This is a genomic window from Acidaminococcus timonensis (genome assembly GCF_900106585.1).
GTDB classification, from domain to species: domain Bacteria; phylum Bacillota; class Negativicutes; order Acidaminococcales; family Acidaminococcaceae; genus Acidaminococcus; species Acidaminococcus timonensis.
This window is the reverse complement of the sequence record NZ_FNWH01000006.1, coordinates 632,041-649,288: the sequence shown is the minus strand read 5'-3', so window position 1 is coordinate 649,288 and position 17,248 is coordinate 632,041. Positions and strand designations below refer to the sequence as shown.

Below are 17,248 nucleotides of genomic sequence, written 5' to 3'. Positions count from 1 at the left end.
TCTATTCCTCCAAAAAGGCTTCAATGGCAGCATAAACAGCCTGCCGGCCTGTAAATAATGTCATCACGTGGCGGGCCTCCGGCACCCACAGCAGCTTCTTGTGGGCCGAGGCCACATGGTCCGCAATATACTGGGCACTTTCCGGCCGTACCGTATGGTCCGTGCGGCTCTGGATGATCAGGATGGGCTGCTGCACTTTCGGGATCTCCCGGCGCTTGACCAGGCGCAGCAATTTCACCAGCTGATGCACACCGGCAATGGGCATGCACCGATAGGCCACATTGTAGCGCTCGGGAGCATCGATGGACCGGGGAGATTTGGGAATGGCCCAGTAGGGCAGACGGTCTGCCAGCCACAAAAAGTGCACCCGCCAGTCGTACAGGTAGATGGGCGTACTCAGGGTCACCACCCTGTCCACAGGCAGCTCCGCTGCGGCATACAGGGCCAAAAGGCCTCCCATGGACATGCCGATCACGACAACCGTGTGGCACCGTCTCCGCAGCCCCAGCACCGCCTGCCGTACCTGTTCCAGCCACTGTTCGGCTTTGACACAAAGCAGGTTCCGGGGATCGGTGCCGTGCCCGGCCAGCAGGATTCCCTCCACCGTATAGCCTTTCTCGTGGAACTGTTCCCCCAGTTCCCGCAGTTCCGAGGGACTGCCGGTGAATCCGTGGATCAGCAGCACACCTTTTCCCGTCGTCCCCTGCCAGGCATAGGGTTCTGCCCCGGGCATAATGTTCGTGCTCATCAGCGTCCCTCCCTCATTGTAAAAGCGATGGCAGGTATTGTCTACCGCCCCTCCGGTTATAGCAAAAATGGCATTACCCTCCAAGGCAATGCCACTGTGCATGTGTGAACGTTCTTCAGTTGATTACTGCAACCGGGCAATGACCACGTTGATTACAGCAAAAGCCAGGCCCAGCACCACGGTGAACCGGGACAGGGCTTCGTCCATGTCGGTGGGTTTGCCACCGAACAAGGTCTCGCCACCGCCCATACCTGCAAAGCCGGAGCTTTTACCGGACTGCAGCAGGATGGAAAGGCTCATCAGGATGCTCACGATCACATCAAGGACCATCAATATATCTAACGCCACAGGTATTCCCTCCACATATCAGATTCTATCATTATAGACCATAGAAGGGCGTTTTGTCCATAGTTTCCGAAACATAGTATAATTCACGGTGGCCACTCAACGGCCACCGTGTTTTCTTCCAATATATACCATGTTTCCCGCCAAATTTTTGCCGTTTATTTGCCGTCTGCCGCCTCTAATTGGCCTAAGGCAGCTTTACAGGATTCCATCTTTCCATGCTTCACCAGATGGGCAAAGCGCCGAATCAGATCCCATTCATCATCATAGGCACGGAGCTGATGCTGAGCCCGTACCCCTTCCGGTTTTGTAGTGCCTTTTGGTCTTCCGGTTTGGTTGGGGCGGCGTCCACCCCAACCGTTTTTAGTTTCTACCATGAAAATCCCTCCCCAGGCCAAAATAGACTACCCATGCGCTGATTACACCACCGCATGCCAGACCTTTTACCCAGCTGCTCCAGTCTATAGATGAAAGACTGAGCAACATGCCGACAACAACTACCGACGTAATAAAAATAATTGTTTTCATGGTACTCATGTGATAAAATCAAGGCAGGTGGGGAACCTTTCGGCTCCCCGGTGGCTCTGGTTACTTCTTTGCTTTGGACTGCTTGAGAAGTTTCCGGAGCTTTTTCTTTGCCGATTTCGTCGTTTTCCATATCCATATCATCGCTTGGATAAATGAAATCCAGAAAACAAAGTTTTCGGCGGCTGCCTTTAATTTTTCTATCACATCTTTCACACCTCCTTTCCTTTTGATGATTTAATTATACTATATTTTTACTTTTTTGTCAATACTTTTAATCAAGTTTTTGTAATAAAAATACCCCGTAAAGCCAGGTATTTCCTGACTCTACGGGTTTTCTTCATTTTGCGGCCCAGGCTACAAAAAGCCCTGCCGCAATGGCTTCCCATGTATTCCGCTGGGCCTTAATGCGCAGCCGTGTCCGCTTCTCCTCGGCGGCGTACTGCATCAAGGATTGATTGGCTTTGGTCAAGGAGTTGCTGGCTCTCAGTGAGTCGCTCTCTGCCTGCAGTAACCGTGTTTCCAAGTCCCTCGACTGCTGTTCGGCTGTCGCTAATCGACTCTGTAAGGTGGCGATTTGCTTGCTCTGCTTCCTGGAGTTTTTGAGCAGCTCGCTGTTGATAGTCTGCAGCCTGGTCAAGTTGCTGCTCAATTGATTCAGCTCGCTCTGTGTGATCATATAGGTGGCTTCTCCGGTAATAGCCGCAGCAGAAGCCTGCCCCGAACAGCACCAGAGCAGCAGCAAGGTACACAGCCCAACGAGGGCAGCGGCCAGCCTGTGCCTGCACTTGATTCCACACATCTTTAGCCCTCCCCATTATCCTGCATCTCCTGCATTTGATTCTGATACCAGATAGCCTTCCCCCGCAGCACGTTGCCCCCAGTTTTGGGGCTGTCGTAGTCGGTGGTCCAGGAGGGACTCTCCTTCGTGCCCAGGTACTGCAGATCCCACCGCTCGCAACCGTTACAGGGGCCATATTCGTCCCCTTCCGGCAAGAGGCCATCTACATTATCAGCCGCCTCCGCATGGGTCATAATCCGATCCCGGTCGATGGTCAGCCACAGGGCTTTGGCCAGGACGGCCACCACCTGGGCCATGGCTTCAATCTGGGCTGCAGTCGGTGGGTAGGGGCCCAGGGCGTTGCTGGCAGCCTGGTAGCAGCAGCAGAGCGTCACCCCGATGCTGCCCGTATTCCGATGCCACGTATGGGACAAAGTTTCGGCAAAGTCGTCGGTGCTGGCCCACAGGCTCCCGTCCCGGTCAATGTTGATGTGATAGTCATTGTACATCTGGCCATATCGGCCGGCTGTCCAATGCAGGTATACCTTGACGTCACGGCCGAACTCCTGGGCCTGGGCCATCAGCGTGGGCCTGGCGGCCTCAGCCATTGTCCGGATGTCTTTCAGTGTCACTCTTTTCATTTTCCTCTTTTACCTCCTTCTGCCATGGGTCCGGCACTCCGTCGCCATCGGCATCAATCAGGCTTTTTCCGATAAAACCGATGGCAGCCACGAAGGCCATGCTGGTGATGGTCTGAATCAGCATATTCAGGGCCGGCAGGTCCACATGGTTTTTCACCCACCACAGCCACATCCAGGCTGCCAAGTACAGAAAAATGCTCCCGATAATCAGGAGCATAATCGTAATGACCAGAGCCCGGGGCAGTCCACGGACGTGCATGCGGCCCATGGACCCCAGCAAATCCAGCAGGGTCTTTTGGATTTTATTCATTCTCGTACCTGTTCCGCCATGTGGAGCACCTCTTCATGTTTGGCGTTCATGATCCCGTTATCTGCCAGGTGCTCATATACGCCATACATTTCCTGCCACACCTGCTTTTCTTCAGCCGTGGGAGCATTCTGCTGGAACCGGACGTACATGTCATTGAGAGAGGCCCGCAGAATCAGCTGCATCCCTTTCCTCACGGCCTGCAATCCAGTCACATAAGCAATCACATAGCCGGCCAGGCCGCCCAGCAGCAGGCTCACCAGCGTACTCAGTCCTTCAATCACAATATCTTTCACTTTCTCCCCTCCGTCAGCTTGATACACCGGCCAGGATACCGGCTGTACTTCGTCCCCATATAAACATCTTCTCCAGGCACATAGAGCAGATTGAAACTGTTCTCCCCTTCCTGCAGAGGAATCGCCTGGCCCCCGTGGTTGAAATACAGGATTTCATCCTGCCACAAAGGGGATTTCCACAGTGTCCCGGTTACGTGCAGCACCCGGCCGGTAATTTGGTAATCTTCCAGGGTAAAGGCCCAGGAGTTTTTCCGGTCAACTGGATGCAGTTCACCCGGGTCGGCATGCTGGCACTTGCTCCAATCCGTCCGGCTGCTTCGTGGATCCGTCTGCCCACAGGGGCAAAAGATCTTCACGAATACGCCCCGATGGGTCTTATCCACCTGCACCCAGCCATGCAGCCGGAACACCTGCAGGAATTCCAGGGGCTTCAGCCCGTAGATCATCAGCAGTTCCCGGTAGTTGTACAGGACCATATCCCCGGCCCTGCCCGTCACCACCTGGGTAGAAGAACAGGGTGCCAGGGCGTCCAGGTCGATAGTCATGGGATTGCCATTATGGACGATTTCCAGCCGGCTCCCCACCAGATCCACCCACAGTTCTTCCTCCTGGCTGCTCTGGATACAGTCCGGGAACACAACGAACACACTGTCCTTACTGTAAAGCATTGCCCAGCCTCCAGACTGCCGGCTCCTTATCGGCCAACTCCTGGAACCAGGAATACAGGGCATAGTAGAATTCACATTCCTGCTCATGGTCCAGGCTCTTGTGACAGCCACCTCCGCACATCCCGTACACCTTGCACCCCTTGCATTTGGGGAAAAGGTAATCCAGGAGGGCAGCCTGCTGATCCTGCCAGTTTTTCGGATCCAGGGGAACGTCCCGGATATAGAAGCAGCTGAATAACTTACCCGTAGGCCCCACCTTCCACAGGTTCCGGTTGAAACAGTACGTTTCGCCATACTGGTAGTTGGCTTCTAGCCGGCGGAACAGACCATAGAATAGCGCTGTCAGTTCCCAGTTGATTTTCCCGGTTTTCTTGTATCCATCCACCAGCTCCAAGACCAGTTCCTTCCATTGCCGCAGCACACTGGCGTAATCTTCTTTGGTCAGGGCATAGGCGGCGTTGGCCGGGCTGGTGTGATGAACCAAATGAGGAAAGAAAGAAATCCGCATCCCCTTTTCCCGCTTCTCCCGGAACTGGGCCAGGATCTTCCGGAAATCGGTGTTTCCGTGGAAGATCGTAGTGCTGATGCTCAGGTAGGGATAATCCACCAGCTTCTCCAGCGGGTTGAATCCCCGCAGGTCAACATCCCCGCCATCATAGCTGAGAGCAATCTTGAAATGGTTGGCCCGGAAGGATGGAAGAAACCATTCCAGGTTCTTCCCGTTGGTGGCGATGGCAAAAGAGGCATCAGGGACGGACTCTACCACCTTTTTAATGGTGTCCATATACAAGGTAGGCTCCCCGCCCATAAACTTCACGGTCAGGGGGCCTTCCTTCGCCATCTGCTGCAGCCGGCTGTAAAACTCCGGAGGCAGTCCTTTATCTTCTTCCGGGTCCGGTTCCCGGTGACAGTAGGCACAATCCATATTGCACTTGCTGCCCAGATAGATGGTCACGCTCTTCATTTCGTCTCACCTACAATCAGGTTGTACTCGTTCCAAACTTCGTACCATTTCCGGCCCAGCTTGATCTTGATTTCACCCGTGTACCCCAGCGGGTAGAATCGCACCTTGGCCACGCCATGGTCCAGCCGCACCCGGGTGGCATTGAGCAGCCCGGCACTAGCGTGGATCATCACGCCTTCACAGTCCTCCGCCCGGGTCAGCGGGCCGGCTGTAGTGTCGAAGTTCCCTTTATACTTCCGGATTTCCAGTTCCATGTATTCCTGGCCTTCCGGGCAGACGATGGGCGTAGAAAAATCTCCTTCGTACACGGTCCCCTTCCGGTTGGCCTTCAGCTCCCGGCCATTCACAACCAGGGCATAGCTGTCCCACAGGTTGAACCGGGGATGATCCCCGAATTCCAGGGCCGCAGTGCTGAAATCAGAAAAAGTATAGTCACTGTCCGCATCCACCAGGATGTTGTCCTTGTGGATTTCGAACACCCGGATGATGATATCCCGGCTTGTGGGTGTGATAAGGCCCGTATCCACCTGCAGAACGTCATAATCCCCGTACAGCTGGCAGATGTTCTGGAAGTCCATGCGGATCCCCACGCCCAGCCGGTTCAGGTCCAGGAATTTGTAATCAGATTTGGAAATCTTCCGGAAAACCTTCACAAAGCCGGAACGATGGACCAGAGTATAAGAGCTGTAGGAACGCAGGGCCTTGATTACGTCGAAGCCATCCACCGTCCCGTTCTTGTCCATCACTTCGGCCTTGAGATACATCCCTTTGATAGTGATCTTGACCGCCCCGTCATCCCGGGTGGCCACCGAATCAGAGTTATACAGTACGCTAAGCACGTTCGCCCTCCTTCTTCACATAGATGCCGTAGCCGTCCACGAACACCCCGTCCCCGCTGTCTACCGTCAGCTCATAGCCCGGCTGCGGGCTGTCCAGCGTACCCGGTTCCAGGGTATCGTAAAAGCAGGGAGCCTCGCACTGGTAGAGCATTTCTTCCACCGTGCTGCCTGTAATGCTGCGGCCCTGCACCCGGCCATAGCGGGTGGCAATATCCGTATCCCGGGCAATCACCAGATGGGGGTTGCTGGCAAAGCGGATGACCTCCGTCACGTCCGCTTTCTCCACTTTCACCACCCGGCAGGGGCGGTTCCCCAGGTTGATGACAATATCCCCTTCCTTGATTTCCTCGATGGCCTTCGGGCCTTCGTTGGTCAATACGTCTCCTTGCACAATCATGGTTTTCTCCTTTCTCAGGGCCCACCGTCGTCGCTGCCACCGCCACCGCATCCACAATTGATTGATTAACGACATTCTTTATAGTAGACGTTAGAGCCACCCTGTCCTTCCTTTACACATTGGCTTGCACTTTGGCAGGTCTGGCACCTTTGACACGTCTGGCATCCCTGACAGCTCTGGCAGGTACTGCTTTGGCAAGTCTGGCTCTGGCACCCCTGGCATGTTTGGCAGCAGTTGGATTCACAGCAATTCCCGCTGCTTTCTGCTTCCAGCCCATTGATGGCTGCCCGGATGTTCTGGATGTCCGTGGCCAGCACCTTTCCCGTATACGTAGCCTTTTCCACATGGCCAGCGTTCTCAAGCACCGTACTCCGCTTCATTCCTGTGGCGATGGTCACCAGGTCGGATTGCAGGGCGGTCATATCTGTGGTTAGAATTATATTTCCCTTATCCATGGCCACCTCCTTCAGCTGTCATCGGAGCCGCCGCAGTCGCAGTTGCACTCATAAACTTTTATTAACTGACACTTCTGGCACTTCTGACACGTCTGGCACCCTTGGCAAGATCTGCTCTGACAGGTCTGACTCTGACAGGTCTGGCATCCCTGGCAGGCCTGGCATTTCTGACAGAAGTTGGTGAACCCGCAGTTGTCCACGTTCTTGGCGTAGCCCTCCAGGGCCGCAATGGCCGTCTGGAGCTCTGTGATATTGGCCGCCGTCACCTTATCCCCGGCAGCCATAGCCGTCCAGGTAGTCTTGGTGATGGTACCGTTCTTAGCCATTTCCTGCCTCCATGATTTCCCGCCCATAGGCCATGGTGCCTTTTAGGATGGGCAGAAAGATGGCCCGCCGCAGCCGGCACAGCCCCTTTTCCATGTTCTCCGGTGCCACCAGCTTGCAGCCACCTTTGCAGGAAGCCACCGCCGGGCAATCCAGGCACTTTTCCCGCCGCTCGAACGTCCGGTCTGTTTTCAGGATCTCGTTTAGATACTTGAAATAGGAATCATAGATGCTCCCAGCCTTTTGGCTGGTATTGTGGCAGGGATACAGGTTCCCGGCCAGGTCCAGGTTCAGCACGCTGTAGCCGTTGTTGCAGGTGCACCACTGGCGGCTCCAGAAGTCCCCATCCTTGCGCAGATAGCTGTACAGAGCATTGAACCGGCTTTCGATGAAGGCCAGCTCGGCGAATTTCATTTCTCCCTGGCCCAGCCGGTACTTCATGTACCGGTCCATCATGGTCCCCACTTCCCGTTCCACCCTGTCATAGTCCATGTCCAGCAGGGACTTGTCCCCCAGGCCGGTGTCCATGATGGTGTCGTAGTTAAAGGACAGAGGATACCCGTGGATATCGAAATAATCCTTGCTGAGCTCCTGGAAGGCATCACAAGCTTCCTGGGGGTAGTTGTACGCAGAAAGCACAGCGCTTACTCCCAGGTGGTCCAGCTTCAGCAGCCGTTCCCTGGTCTTGCTTCCCTTGGCGAAAACATCATAGCCCCGGGTCTGCAGCACGTTGTGGCCGTCCCAGCTGATGCACACGTAGAGGGGCAGGCTGTTGAACAGCTCCACCATTTCGTCTGTGATGGCCTTGCCGTTGCTGATGGTGCTGAACCGGATGCCCTTCACGCCTTTCAGCTTCCCGATGATCTCTTTCATCAGCGGGAAATAGATAAGGGGCTCACCTCCATAGAAGTGCAGCCCCAGTTCCGTCTTTTCGTCGTTTTCCTCCACCACCTGCCGGATGAACCGGTACACGTCCGGATTCACATGGCCGGACAGGCTCTTTTCCACCAGGGGATGCTGCAGGCAGTACCGGCAGTTCATGTTGCAGCCGTTCCCCAGCATCAGGAAGATGGTGTTGATGTTTCTCTTCAAAAAGTCTCCCATACATTACCTCCCTACCAGGATTTTCACCAGCCGGACATCCTGGCGTGTATCCGGTTCCACGATCCTGCCCACCACGTGGTCCAGGCTGTCTCCTTCCTGCCAGGCTCTCCCCACGCCGGGGATTTCAGAGGGGACTACCTTTGTCCCCACGATTGCCTTGCCGAAATACTTCACGTGGACACGGCCGGCCATGGCCACCGGGATGAATTGCCGGATGTTGGTTTCCATGACACCCTTGCCTTCTTCCACCTGCAGGCCGCCAATAATCTGGGCAAATTCTTCCGAATGAACCCCCACCACGCACTGGCTCTTGTCGGTGGCCTTCACGTACTGTTCCCGGCTGCTTGTTTCATCACAGGCGATGATGTCTCCTCGCTCCGTATCTCCGCCCCTGGGGAAGAACTCTGCGTAGTCGTTATAAACAGCGTTGAACACCTGGGTAGCGGTCAGGGTGCCGGTCAGTACCACATTGCCGCTTTCGTCAGTAGAAACATACCGGCTGTCGTTGGTCAGTTCCGATGTTTTAGAAGGAATGGCCGGAAGGTTCAGCAGGTCCGTGTAGCTTCCTGTGGTGGCTACGGTAGCCAGGCTCCCGCCCTGCTTATTCAGTTCTTCTTTGGTAGCATAGGTTTTCTGGATATCATTTCCGGCCGCATCCCCGGTTGCCTTCACTGCCGTCCCCGTCTTGTCGAGCTTCGTGGCAATTAGGTTCGTGATTGTGGTGGCGAAGTTCGGGTCATTGCCCAGGGCCGTAGCCAGTTCTTTCAGTGTATCTAAGGCTTCAGGAGATCCATCCACCATGGCCGCAATCGCCGCCATAACAAAGGCCGTTGTAGCCGCCTGGGCGTCATTAGTGCCGGCAGGCGCAGTGGGAACAGTCACCTTTCCAGTGAAGTCCGCTCCAGCCAGATCTGCTTTCTTGGTCAGATCCTCATTCACCAGAGCTGTGTATTTATCCGCTGCAGCCTTCGCACTCACCGCCGCATTGCTGGCACTGGTGCTGGCTTCTCCTGCTTTCGTAGTTGCCGTCTGGGCACTGGTTGCCGCCGCCTGGGCCTGCAGGCTTGCCGTGTTGGCACTGGCAGCCGCCGCATTGGCTTTCAGGCTGGCGGTATTGGCGTGGTCATTGGCCACCCCGGCCCAGGTCTTGGCGCTCTTGGAGTTCTTCACCCCGTCCGGTTCCTTGTCGCTCTCCGCCCACTGTCGGGCCACGTCAGCCCAGGTCTTGGCACTCCGGGAGCCGGTGGTATTATCCGGGGCCGTAGTGCTTTCTGCCCATTCTTTGGAGACGTTACTCCAGGTCTTGGCACTCCGAGTACCTTCACCGGCGGGGGCCTGGTCACTGTGGGCCCAGGCTTCCGCCAGGTTCTGGGATTCTTTGGCCTTTTCCGCAGATTGGGCGGCTTCGTCAGCATATTCCCTGGCCTGTTCGGCTCCGTAGGTATCCCCCGTATCAATCTGCCCTTCTGCCCCCGAGACCACCTGGATCTCCAGGGTCTTTTCGTTATCAGACATTGTGGGCCACCCCTCTGATGATGAAGCTGGCTGGGAAGAAGCAGGTCACGATTTTGTTCGTCCGGCTGTTCATGATCACCAGATCATAAACATACGTCCCGGGCTGCAGGTCGTTCAGCGCCCCTTTGGGCACTTCCACGTTCACATAGTTCTGCCCGGAATTGTAAAACTCGGCCGAATAAACCACTTCATTGCTGTTGGTGGTGGCCTTGATGGAGAACACCACCTTGTCATCCGCATCCAGCTTGTAATTTTTAAAAATGAATTTCAGCGCAAAGGTATCATATTGAGATACCTCGATATTCAGCGCATCATCTATGGTGATCATGCTGCCTCCTTATCCATCAAGGTCCGCTGTCATCGCTGCAGCCATCGCTGCAATTGCAGTCACAGTCCCTTACCGTCCTCACAAACTCCGTGGAGCTGGAAAGATTGATCAGCTTCTGCAGGATTTCCCGCAGGGAATAGGTTCCCGCCGGAATGCCCCGGTGTCTCCGGAACTTTCCGCCGTAAATCGGTTTCCCCTTGGGCGAGCTCCCCTCCTGGGAGTCCCAGCTGTTGGGTGCCGTGCTGAGATTGGTTTCCCGGTCAGCCTGCTGGCTTCCGGAAAATGGCAGCTGCAGCATATCAGGCAGCCGGCTGTCAATCAAGGTACCCATGCCCCGGTAGTTCACCGTAATCCATTTCCCGGCATCCGCCGCATTGAACAGCAGCTCGCCCCGGTTCCAGTTCGGGTCCCCGGTCACACTGGCCCGGTAGTCGGGAAAGAACTGCCCCTGCTCCGGGGTGGCCGCCACTTCCGTCATGGCCGCGCCGTTGCAGGTCACAGAAAGGGACGTTGGTTCCGTTTTCTGGGGGACCTCCAAAAGCCGCACCGTGAACGGGCTTGTAGTCGGGATCTGGTGCCGTTCTCCGCTGATGTTGTGGATGTCCAGCACATTGTTCCAGGGATCCAGACGATAATCGTATATCATGCTCTCACCTTCTTACTTGTGTAGCTGTTTGATAGCCGTGGCCTGGGCCTGTTCCAGGTTCTTGGCGTTCCGCTCCACTCCGGCCAGGTACTGGTCCACGGTAAAGGGCGGCTCGCCCAGGGTCATGTCACAACTGATTCCCTTATCCGGGGAAACGGTATATTTCAGTTTGGTGATGGGGTAGTCATGGACATCTCCGGACAGGGTCCGGATTTCCGCCATGCCCTCGGTGGTCATGTGCCGCACGTTGAAGGACCCATCCACCAGCGGGTATTCCAGGCTGACGCCTTTCACCGTGGCCGACTTGATGGGATCCTTATACTGGGCAATGTAGTTGTCACTGTAGCGCTGGGCATCGGCTACCGCATAAGCAGACGGCAGGGAAAGCACCTTCATGCGATACCCGTATTTCTGGATACTGGCATCATCCTTGGCCACACAGAGCCATTGCTCGCCCTGGTCGTCCACATTCCCGCCCTTGGTCCGCACCCAGTTCACGACTTTATCCACGTTCCAGGTGGGGCTGTAGCTGGTGATGTGTTTGCCTACGGTCAGCCGGGCCTGTTCGTTGATTTCCTTCACCCGGGGCTTGAAGTAGATGTTCCGGCGTTCATCCACCCCGTAGACAAAATCCGTGGCGAACTCCGAAAGGGTCTTCAAAGCATCCTTGATGGTCACCCCGTCGAACACGATCTTAGTGCAGGTATAGCCGGCTTTTTCAATCTTGATATCGTTGAACACAATATCCAGATGCTTTTCCGCTTCCACCGCAATGTCCCGGACGATGTCGCCCGGGTCCATGTTCTCGTAGGTCTTGAAGATCAGGTAGCTGGACAGCTGGTTATAGTAGCCGTAGCCCTTGAAGGTGTAGGTGGTGTCCGTGGTCCCTTTCACCGGCCGGTTGATGATGTAGCCGGAGTACCAGGGAGAACGGTCCCCGAACAGGTGGATGTCGATGCGCTGCATGTAATCCAGTTCCGCATTGCTGGGCAGTTCATGGAAGGTCAGTTCCACATTTCCGCAGCCGGTTTCCCCGATTTCGAACGTCACTTTGGACAGGGCGTTGTGCTCTGCCCCGGACCCGAAATAGGCCGTCTTGGTGCCGCTCTTGTTATAGGCGATCACGGTGAACTGGCCAGGGTAAAAGTCAGGGACGGAAGTATCAATGCTTCCTGCCCCGCCCTGGTCCGGTCCCGCATAGATCAGATGGCCGAAAAGGCTTCTCCCGAACATCGTACTCATACGAACCACCTGTTGGTAAAGCTGATTTCAATGGTCCCGGCGTCCCCTGTGTAATAGAACAGGTTCTTGCCAGGCTTCACGTGCAGGAACTGCCCGGAGAAGGTATTGATGCTGTTGGCCTTGTCCCGCCAGACGGTCCCTGCATCCCCGTTCACCGTTACGGTGGCCGGGGCAATCAGCAGGGCATCCGACAGGCTGAATTCCTCCTTGGCCTGCTTGTGGTAGATGTGGATCTTGGCCATGGACTTCACCGGGATGAACCGGAACGTCAATGGCGTGTCCACACTTCCCAGGTTGTCCACGTAGATCTCCGCATTTTCCACCGCTCTGGGAAACACCTTGGTGATTTTCGTGGTGTGCCCTTCATAGCGGAACGGGTCCGCCAGCAGCAGGGAAACCGTAATCTCGCTCCACCGCTGTTGGAAGCCCTTCTGGTATTTGTGGGTGATCTTGGAAACGCCGGCTACCCGGAATTTCCGGTCGGACCGGCCCACATACAGGTCATAGTTGGTCTGGCAGAAGTAGGTGTAGGCCGTGTTCAGGGCATAGTCATGATCCTGCTCCGTAGCGCCGTGCATGAAGAATTCCACCTTGATGGTACGGCCAGAGATCCGGCCATCCCCCACCACGTTGCCGCCGTGGGAGAATGCCTTGTCCTCCAGCTTGTTCCGGAAGGTGTACGCTCCTGCATCGGAAATGGACCACAAAGCCGGCAGGGAATACTCCGTGCCGGCCTGGGTCACGATCTTCAGTTTGCTGTCTTTCAGGATTTTTCTTGCTAACTGCTTCACGTTACGCACCTCGCAGTCCGGCCAGGACCATGTCATTGAAGCCGCCGAACAGGTCGTCTTCATCATCCCGGGAATTGATGTTCCCGTAGATGTTCTGGGTGGCCACCACGGTATTCTGCCGGTTGTCGTCCCCACCGCCGAACAGTTTCTCCAGCAGGCTGGGCTTTAACGGCAATACCGCTTCGTCATAGCGCCCTTCCCCGATCAGGGCAGCCGTAGGGCCGGTGACCACACCGCCTTTGGCAAAGTGTGGTAGGTTCCAGGCTTTTGTAAGGCTATCGGGATCAGCCCCGATATTAATCACCAGATTGTCCTTCTTCTTGTCCTTATCGCCGCCGGAATCAGAATCCTTGTCCTGGAACACTTTCTGCGCAGCTTTGGAAATCAATCCTGCAGCTGCAGCAGCTTCGCCCATTTGCCCGGAAACCAGAGCTGCAGCTCCAGCCGCCATATGCGGGTTGGCCGCAATGACGGCTGCTGTGGCCACGCTGGCCATAACAGTTGCTTTGGCAGCGGCAGCTTCCGTTTCTGCTGCCGTGTTCTTCATTTCCTGCTTGTGTCGGCTGGTCCCCAGCCCGATGGCCATGAGCCAGCCGGAAATCACTTTCTGGATGACGCCCTGGATCAGCTGCTTCAGCAGGGTCTTGGCCAGGTTACTCATGACTTGGCTGAACTTCTTGCCCTCCACCACGCACTGGGCAATTCCGGAGGCAATCCCGTCCTGGACCTGCACCGCCATGTTGGTCAGCATGGTCTGCATGTACTCACCCCAGCTGACGGAAGCCAGCATCAGTTCCTCCATCCACACCCGGCGCTGTTCTGCCAGGTACTGTTCGTTGGCCAGAGTCGTCGCATAGCTTTGGCCGGTAATTTCGTCCTTGGCCGTCATCTGGGCAAGGAAATCGTCCAGTTCGGTGGCCATCATGGCCTTTTTCTGGGCATACTGGGCCTGGGCCAGCTGGGTTTCGTAAGAGCCCATCTGATCAATGGCCTGCTGCTTGACCTTCTGCCGGGCCGCTTCTGCCTCAGCATCAATGTTGGTGATGGCATCCTGGGTTTCCTGGGCTGCAGCAATGGCAGCGGCTTTTTCCTTTTCGTATTCAGCGATCCGATTCTGGGTCTGCAATTGAAGCGTTTTCAACGCTTCGGCGTCTTTGGCATCCCCATTTCCAGAACTGATCTTCTCCTGGAGTTTGGCAATCTTTTCCTGATTGCTGGCCATCTGTTTCTGGAAGGCCAGGGTCTTTTCCCCGCCTTCCGTGTACTTGGCCGCATCCTCCTGGGCCTTTTGCCATTCCTCATGGAATTTGGCCTGGGCCTCGTTGATTTTCAGGATCTTCTGCTTGGTTTCGTCCAGGATCTTGGTATAAGCGTCCACGTCTTTGGGTTTGGTCGTGTCAGAGAAGGATTTCCGGGTGTTGTACACCGGATTCTTCTTGTTGGCATCCATCCCGGAGGCTTCAGCAATCGCCTGCCCAACTTTCCCCAAAATGATCTTCTTCAAAGGCAGCACCGTTTCCGGGCCCGCTTCCCCGATAAGGGCCATAGTCCCACGGTTCGACTGGCCGCCATTGGCCAGAGCCGGGATACGGCCACCTACAACACCACCGGAAGCAAACCGGCCGAATACACCGCCCTGGGCCGCAGCAGGTGCGTCCCCACCGCCGGAAGCCGTAACGGTCATCCCGGTTACAGAAGAACCGAGAGAAAGGATTTTGCTGAATTTCTCCTTGATGGGCTGGACCACATTGCTGTCGAACCAACCCGCCAGCTTGCTGAAAAGTCCAGTAATCTCGGAATAGGCATTCTGGAAGCATTGAGAAATGTAGCTGGTACCGTTGTTAAAAGCAGACCGGATCGGCTGCACCACAGTAGAATCAAACCAGCCGGCTACTGCACCCCAGACACCGCTGATGGTGTCCCAGGCTTCACTGGCAAAGTCGCAGATAGCATTCCAACATTCGGAAGCCACATCCGTCACCGGGCTCATGACCTGAGCGAACCATTCAACGAACTGTCCCCACAGAGCCGTGATGGTATTCCAGGCCGCCGTAGCAAATTCACTGATTGGCTGCCATACAGAACTCTGGAACCAATCCACCAGCGGCTGGACAGCAGCCATCACAAAGCCGCCAAAAGCAACCCACGAACCCACGATGAAGTTGATGACTGTCACTGCAGCGTTCCGGATAGGCTGCCATACGCTGCTTTCCAGCCAGCTCACAAAGCTGCTGAACGCAGTAGAAATGGTCGTGATAGCGCCGGAAACCGCCACCGGGATCTGCTGGAACAGGTTCGCCATACTGGTGATGTAGGGGGACACCGTATTGTAGGCATTGGCAAAAGCATTGACCAGGCCAACCACAACCGGCAGAATCAGGTTAATGGCCCCAATGATCAGGGAAACCACAGCCAGGACAACCGGGCCAGCTCTGCTTACCACATCGTTGATGACTGTCAGAATGGCCGCAATATCCAGATTGGAAAGCGTCGCATAGATTTCATTCCAGCCGGCTATCACAATGTTGATGAATTCCCCGACGATGTTCCCGATGGTCCCCAGAAGGGTTGCCAACTCCGGGCTCACGTTGGAAATCTGGTTCATGATAGCCTGGCCGATTCCAACAGATTCAGCATCCTGTTTGATCTGTTCCAGGGCTTCCCGGAAGCTGGATACCATATCACTGCCGCCCTGGAGGATTCCCTTCAGATTGAAGGCCTGGCTGATAATATCGCCGATACTGGCCATACTGTTCTGGATTTCTTCTTCAAAGTTGGAGAAGCTGGCCATCAGGGTCCCATTCATCCGGGACGTAGCGCCCTGGGTCCGTTCTTCAATGGCGTCCCACAGTTCGTTAATGGCATCCTCGCCCAGTTCACCAGCTTCGGACATTTTCCGCAGTTCTGCAACGGAAAGGCCCATATGATCTGCCAGCAGTTTCCAGGCCGGAATGTTGGCGTTGGTCAGCTGCAGCATATCCTGCCCGTTGATTTTCCCCGCTGCTGCCATCTGGCTCAATGCCAGAGTAGCGGATCCAATCTGCTCGGACGTCAGACCAAAAGCAGACCCCAGGTCCACAATTTTTGTCATCTTTCCGACAGCCGTTTCTGCATCGTCCCCCATGTTGACCCATTGCCGGGCCAGGGGAATCAATTCGTTGGTGTCATAGGCAGACTGTTCGCCCAGATCACGCATCCCATTGATCAGTTTGTCCGTTTCTTCGGAGGAACCCAGTACAAAGTCCAGGCCCTGCCGCAGCACTTCCATATTCGCCGATGCTTCCAGGGCTTTTTTGCCCAGGCTGGTGATGGCGCCAACGGTAAAAGCCCCGGCAATCATGCCCTTGATTTTCCCAATGGCACTGGCCAGGGCATCTGTATCAGCCTTTGTCTGTTTCAGGCTTTGAGAAGCCCGCTGGGCTCCGCTGGCCAGCTCCGGCATCCCGGCATTGCCAACCTTTTTCCCGGCCAGCTGGTCCACGGACGTGCTCACCTGCTTGATGACCCGTATGGCCCCGCTGGCATCCGCTTCCAGGGTGATGTTAATCGTGTTGCTGCTCATGTTTCAACTTTTCCCTCCTTTCTTCTTCCGCTTTGGCAATCGCCAGCCATTCGTCCCTTTCATCCTGGGCCTCTGGCGTCCGGAAGTCATCCGGGAGGATTTTTTCAGGGGTTACGGGCCGTTTGGGGGACCGGTACCCGGCATTGATGACCGGAGCCGTGATGTAGGAAGCGGTGAACATCCGCTTGGCCTTCATCCTGGCCCCATAGCCCTCAATGCGCCGCTGGATCTCCCAGGGCGTCGCTGTACCGATTTCTTCCCCCGTCATGCCCAATTCCCCATAACAAACAGGGAGAATCAGCCCGATGTACTCCGTGAAAGAGCCCCAGGTTTCCGATTCCCCTTCTAAGCGTTTTTTCCGTCTTCCGCCGTTTCTTCTTTCACGTCCTTGCTCTTGACCTTCAGGGCTTTCAGCATCTCATTGGACTGTTTGGCGCCGAAGATCCCGGAGACAGCCAGCGTCACGTAGAAGATGGCTTCCACCTGCTGGATCCCCGCATCCATGGACAGGGTTTCCACCACCTGGCCTGCATTCTTGGCTTCGTTCTTGTCGCCGGCCGCAAAGAGCATAATCCGGAAGGCTTCCAACAGTGCCCCCAAGGGCATGGTCTGGTGTTCCTTCTGGAAATCGAAATAGGACTGCCCGCCGAAGGCCACCGCCTCCAGCTCCTGCAGCCCGTTGATGGTCAGACGGAAGTGATACAGCTTGTCACCGCTCTTGACCCAGACGATCCGGGTCACTTTGTTATAGGAAATATCCATTACTCAAT

General features: G+C 55.6%; 23 protein-coding genes. All 23 read right to left on the bottom strand.

From position 1 onward, the window contains the following. Position 1: 1 nt before the first annotated feature. On the bottom strand, positions 2–748 hold the full coding sequence (locus tag BQ5462_RS06950; protein ID WP_071142642.1) for an alpha/beta hydrolase: 747 nt from the start codon (positions 746–748) through the stop codon (positions 2–4). Positions 749–871: 123 nt separating this feature from the next. Next, entirely contained in the window at positions 872–1,096 is a 225-nt protein-coding gene (gene secG / locus BQ5462_RS06945; protein WP_235819599.1) for a preprotein translocase subunit SecG, read from the bottom strand. Positions 1,097–1,251: 155 nt separating this feature from the next. Further along, positions 1,252–1,470 carry a hypothetical protein gene (locus BQ5462_RS06940; protein WP_071142640.1) on the bottom strand — a complete coding sequence of 73 codons (219 nt, stop codon included), beginning with the start codon at positions 1,468–1,470 and terminating at the stop codon, positions 1,252–1,254. Positions 1,471–1,681: 211 nt separating this feature from the next. Further along, positions 1,682–1,825: a hypothetical protein gene (locus BQ5462_RS11250; protein ID WP_159429679.1), complete on the bottom strand. Its 144-nt coding sequence runs from the start codon at positions 1,823–1,825 to the stop codon at positions 1,682–1,684. A 133-nt stretch (positions 1,826–1,958) separates the two neighbouring features. Continuing rightward, positions 1,959–2,420: a hypothetical protein gene (locus BQ5462_RS06935; protein ID WP_071142639.1), complete on the bottom strand. Its 462-nt coding sequence runs from the start codon at positions 2,418–2,420 to the stop codon at positions 1,959–1,961. A gap of 2 nt (positions 2,421–2,422) precedes the next feature. Continuing rightward, positions 2,423–3,040, bottom strand: coding sequence for a peptidoglycan recognition protein family protein (locus BQ5462_RS06930; protein ID WP_071142638.1), 618 nt, complete (start codon positions 3,038–3,040; stop codon positions 2,423–2,425). Continuing rightward, on the bottom strand, positions 3,000–3,350 hold the full coding sequence (locus BQ5462_RS06925) for a hypothetical protein (protein WP_071142637.1): 351 nt from the start codon (positions 3,348–3,350) through the stop codon (positions 3,000–3,002). The genes BQ5462_RS06930 and BQ5462_RS06925 overlap by 41 nt, the downstream gene beginning before the upstream one ends. Then, positions 3,347–3,643 (bottom strand): hypothetical protein, encoded by a 297-nt coding sequence (locus tag BQ5462_RS06920; protein ID WP_071142636.1) that lies wholly within the window; start codon positions 3,641–3,643, stop codon positions 3,347–3,349. Before BQ5462_RS06920 ends, BQ5462_RS06925 begins: the two co-directional genes overlap by 4 nt. Further along, positions 3,640–4,311, bottom strand: a complete 672-nt coding sequence (locus BQ5462_RS06915; RefSeq protein WP_071142635.1) for a hypothetical protein — start codon at positions 4,309–4,311, stop codon at positions 3,640–3,642. Before BQ5462_RS06915 ends, BQ5462_RS06920 begins: the two co-directional genes overlap by 4 nt. Further along, positions 4,298–5,275, bottom strand: coding sequence for a radical SAM protein (locus BQ5462_RS06910; protein WP_071142634.1), 978 nt, complete (start codon positions 5,273–5,275; stop codon positions 4,298–4,300). The genes BQ5462_RS06915 and BQ5462_RS06910 overlap by 14 nt, the downstream gene beginning before the upstream one ends. Further along, positions 5,272–6,114, bottom strand: a complete 843-nt coding sequence (locus BQ5462_RS06905; RefSeq protein WP_071142633.1) for a hypothetical protein — start codon at positions 6,112–6,114, stop codon at positions 5,272–5,274. The genes BQ5462_RS06910 and BQ5462_RS06905 overlap by 4 nt, the downstream gene beginning before the upstream one ends. Continuing rightward, positions 6,107–6,511 carry a hypothetical protein gene (locus BQ5462_RS06900; RefSeq protein WP_071142632.1) on the bottom strand — a complete coding sequence of 135 codons (405 nt, stop codon included), beginning with the start codon at positions 6,509–6,511 and terminating at the stop codon, positions 6,107–6,109. Before BQ5462_RS06900 ends, BQ5462_RS06905 begins: the two co-directional genes overlap by 8 nt. 65 nt (positions 6,512–6,576) lie before the next feature. Then, the gene (locus BQ5462_RS06895) at positions 6,577–6,966 is read right to left on the bottom strand and encodes a hypothetical protein (protein ID WP_071142631.1); all 390 of its coding nucleotides are present in this window, start codon (positions 6,964–6,966) and stop codon (positions 6,577–6,579) included. An 11-nt stretch (positions 6,967–6,977) separates the two neighbouring features. Next, entirely contained in the window at positions 6,978–7,292 is a 315-nt protein-coding gene (locus tag BQ5462_RS06890; protein WP_071142630.1) for a hypothetical protein, read from the bottom strand. Continuing rightward, positions 7,285–8,394: a radical SAM/SPASM domain-containing protein gene (locus BQ5462_RS06885; protein WP_071142629.1), complete on the bottom strand. Its 1,110-nt coding sequence runs from the start codon at positions 8,392–8,394 to the stop codon at positions 7,285–7,287. Before BQ5462_RS06885 ends, BQ5462_RS06890 begins: the two co-directional genes overlap by 8 nt. Before the next feature lie 3 nt (positions 8,395–8,397). Then, positions 8,398–9,909, bottom strand: a complete 1,512-nt coding sequence (locus BQ5462_RS06880) for a hypothetical protein (RefSeq protein WP_071142628.1) — start codon at positions 9,907–9,909, stop codon at positions 8,398–8,400. Continuing rightward, complete coding sequence (locus BQ5462_RS06875; protein ID WP_071142627.1) at positions 9,902–10,237, bottom strand: hypothetical protein; 336 nt, start codon at positions 10,235–10,237, stop codon at positions 9,902–9,904. Before BQ5462_RS06875 ends, BQ5462_RS06880 begins: the two co-directional genes overlap by 8 nt. 16 nt (positions 10,238–10,253) lie before the next feature. Then, positions 10,254–10,883 (bottom strand): hypothetical protein, encoded by a 630-nt coding sequence (locus tag BQ5462_RS06870; RefSeq protein WP_071142626.1) that lies wholly within the window; start codon positions 10,881–10,883, stop codon positions 10,254–10,256. A 12-nt stretch (positions 10,884–10,895) separates the two neighbouring features. After that, on the bottom strand, positions 10,896–12,125 hold the full coding sequence (locus tag BQ5462_RS06865; RefSeq protein ID WP_071142625.1) for an XkdQ/YqbQ family protein: 1,230 nt from the start codon (positions 12,123–12,125) through the stop codon (positions 10,896–10,898). Next, positions 12,122–12,916: a phage distal tail protein gene (locus BQ5462_RS06860; protein ID WP_071142624.1), complete on the bottom strand. Its 795-nt coding sequence runs from the start codon at positions 12,914–12,916 to the stop codon at positions 12,122–12,124. The genes BQ5462_RS06865 and BQ5462_RS06860 overlap by 4 nt, the downstream gene beginning before the upstream one ends. Position 12,917: 1 nt before the next feature. Further along, the gene (locus tag BQ5462_RS06855) at positions 12,918–16,478 is read right to left on the bottom strand and encodes a tape measure protein (RefSeq protein WP_071142623.1); all 3,561 of its coding nucleotides are present in this window, start codon (positions 16,476–16,478) and stop codon (positions 12,918–12,920) included. Next, the gene (locus BQ5462_RS06850) at positions 16,459–16,746 is read right to left on the bottom strand and encodes a hypothetical protein (protein WP_235819598.1); all 288 of its coding nucleotides are present in this window, start codon (positions 16,744–16,746) and stop codon (positions 16,459–16,461) included. The genes BQ5462_RS06855 and BQ5462_RS06850 overlap by 20 nt, the downstream gene beginning before the upstream one ends. Before the next feature lie 77 nt (positions 16,747–16,823). Further along, complete coding sequence (locus BQ5462_RS06845; protein ID WP_071142621.1) at positions 16,824–17,240, bottom strand: hypothetical protein; 417 nt, start codon at positions 17,238–17,240, stop codon at positions 16,824–16,826. Positions 17,241–17,248: the final 8 nt, after the last annotated feature.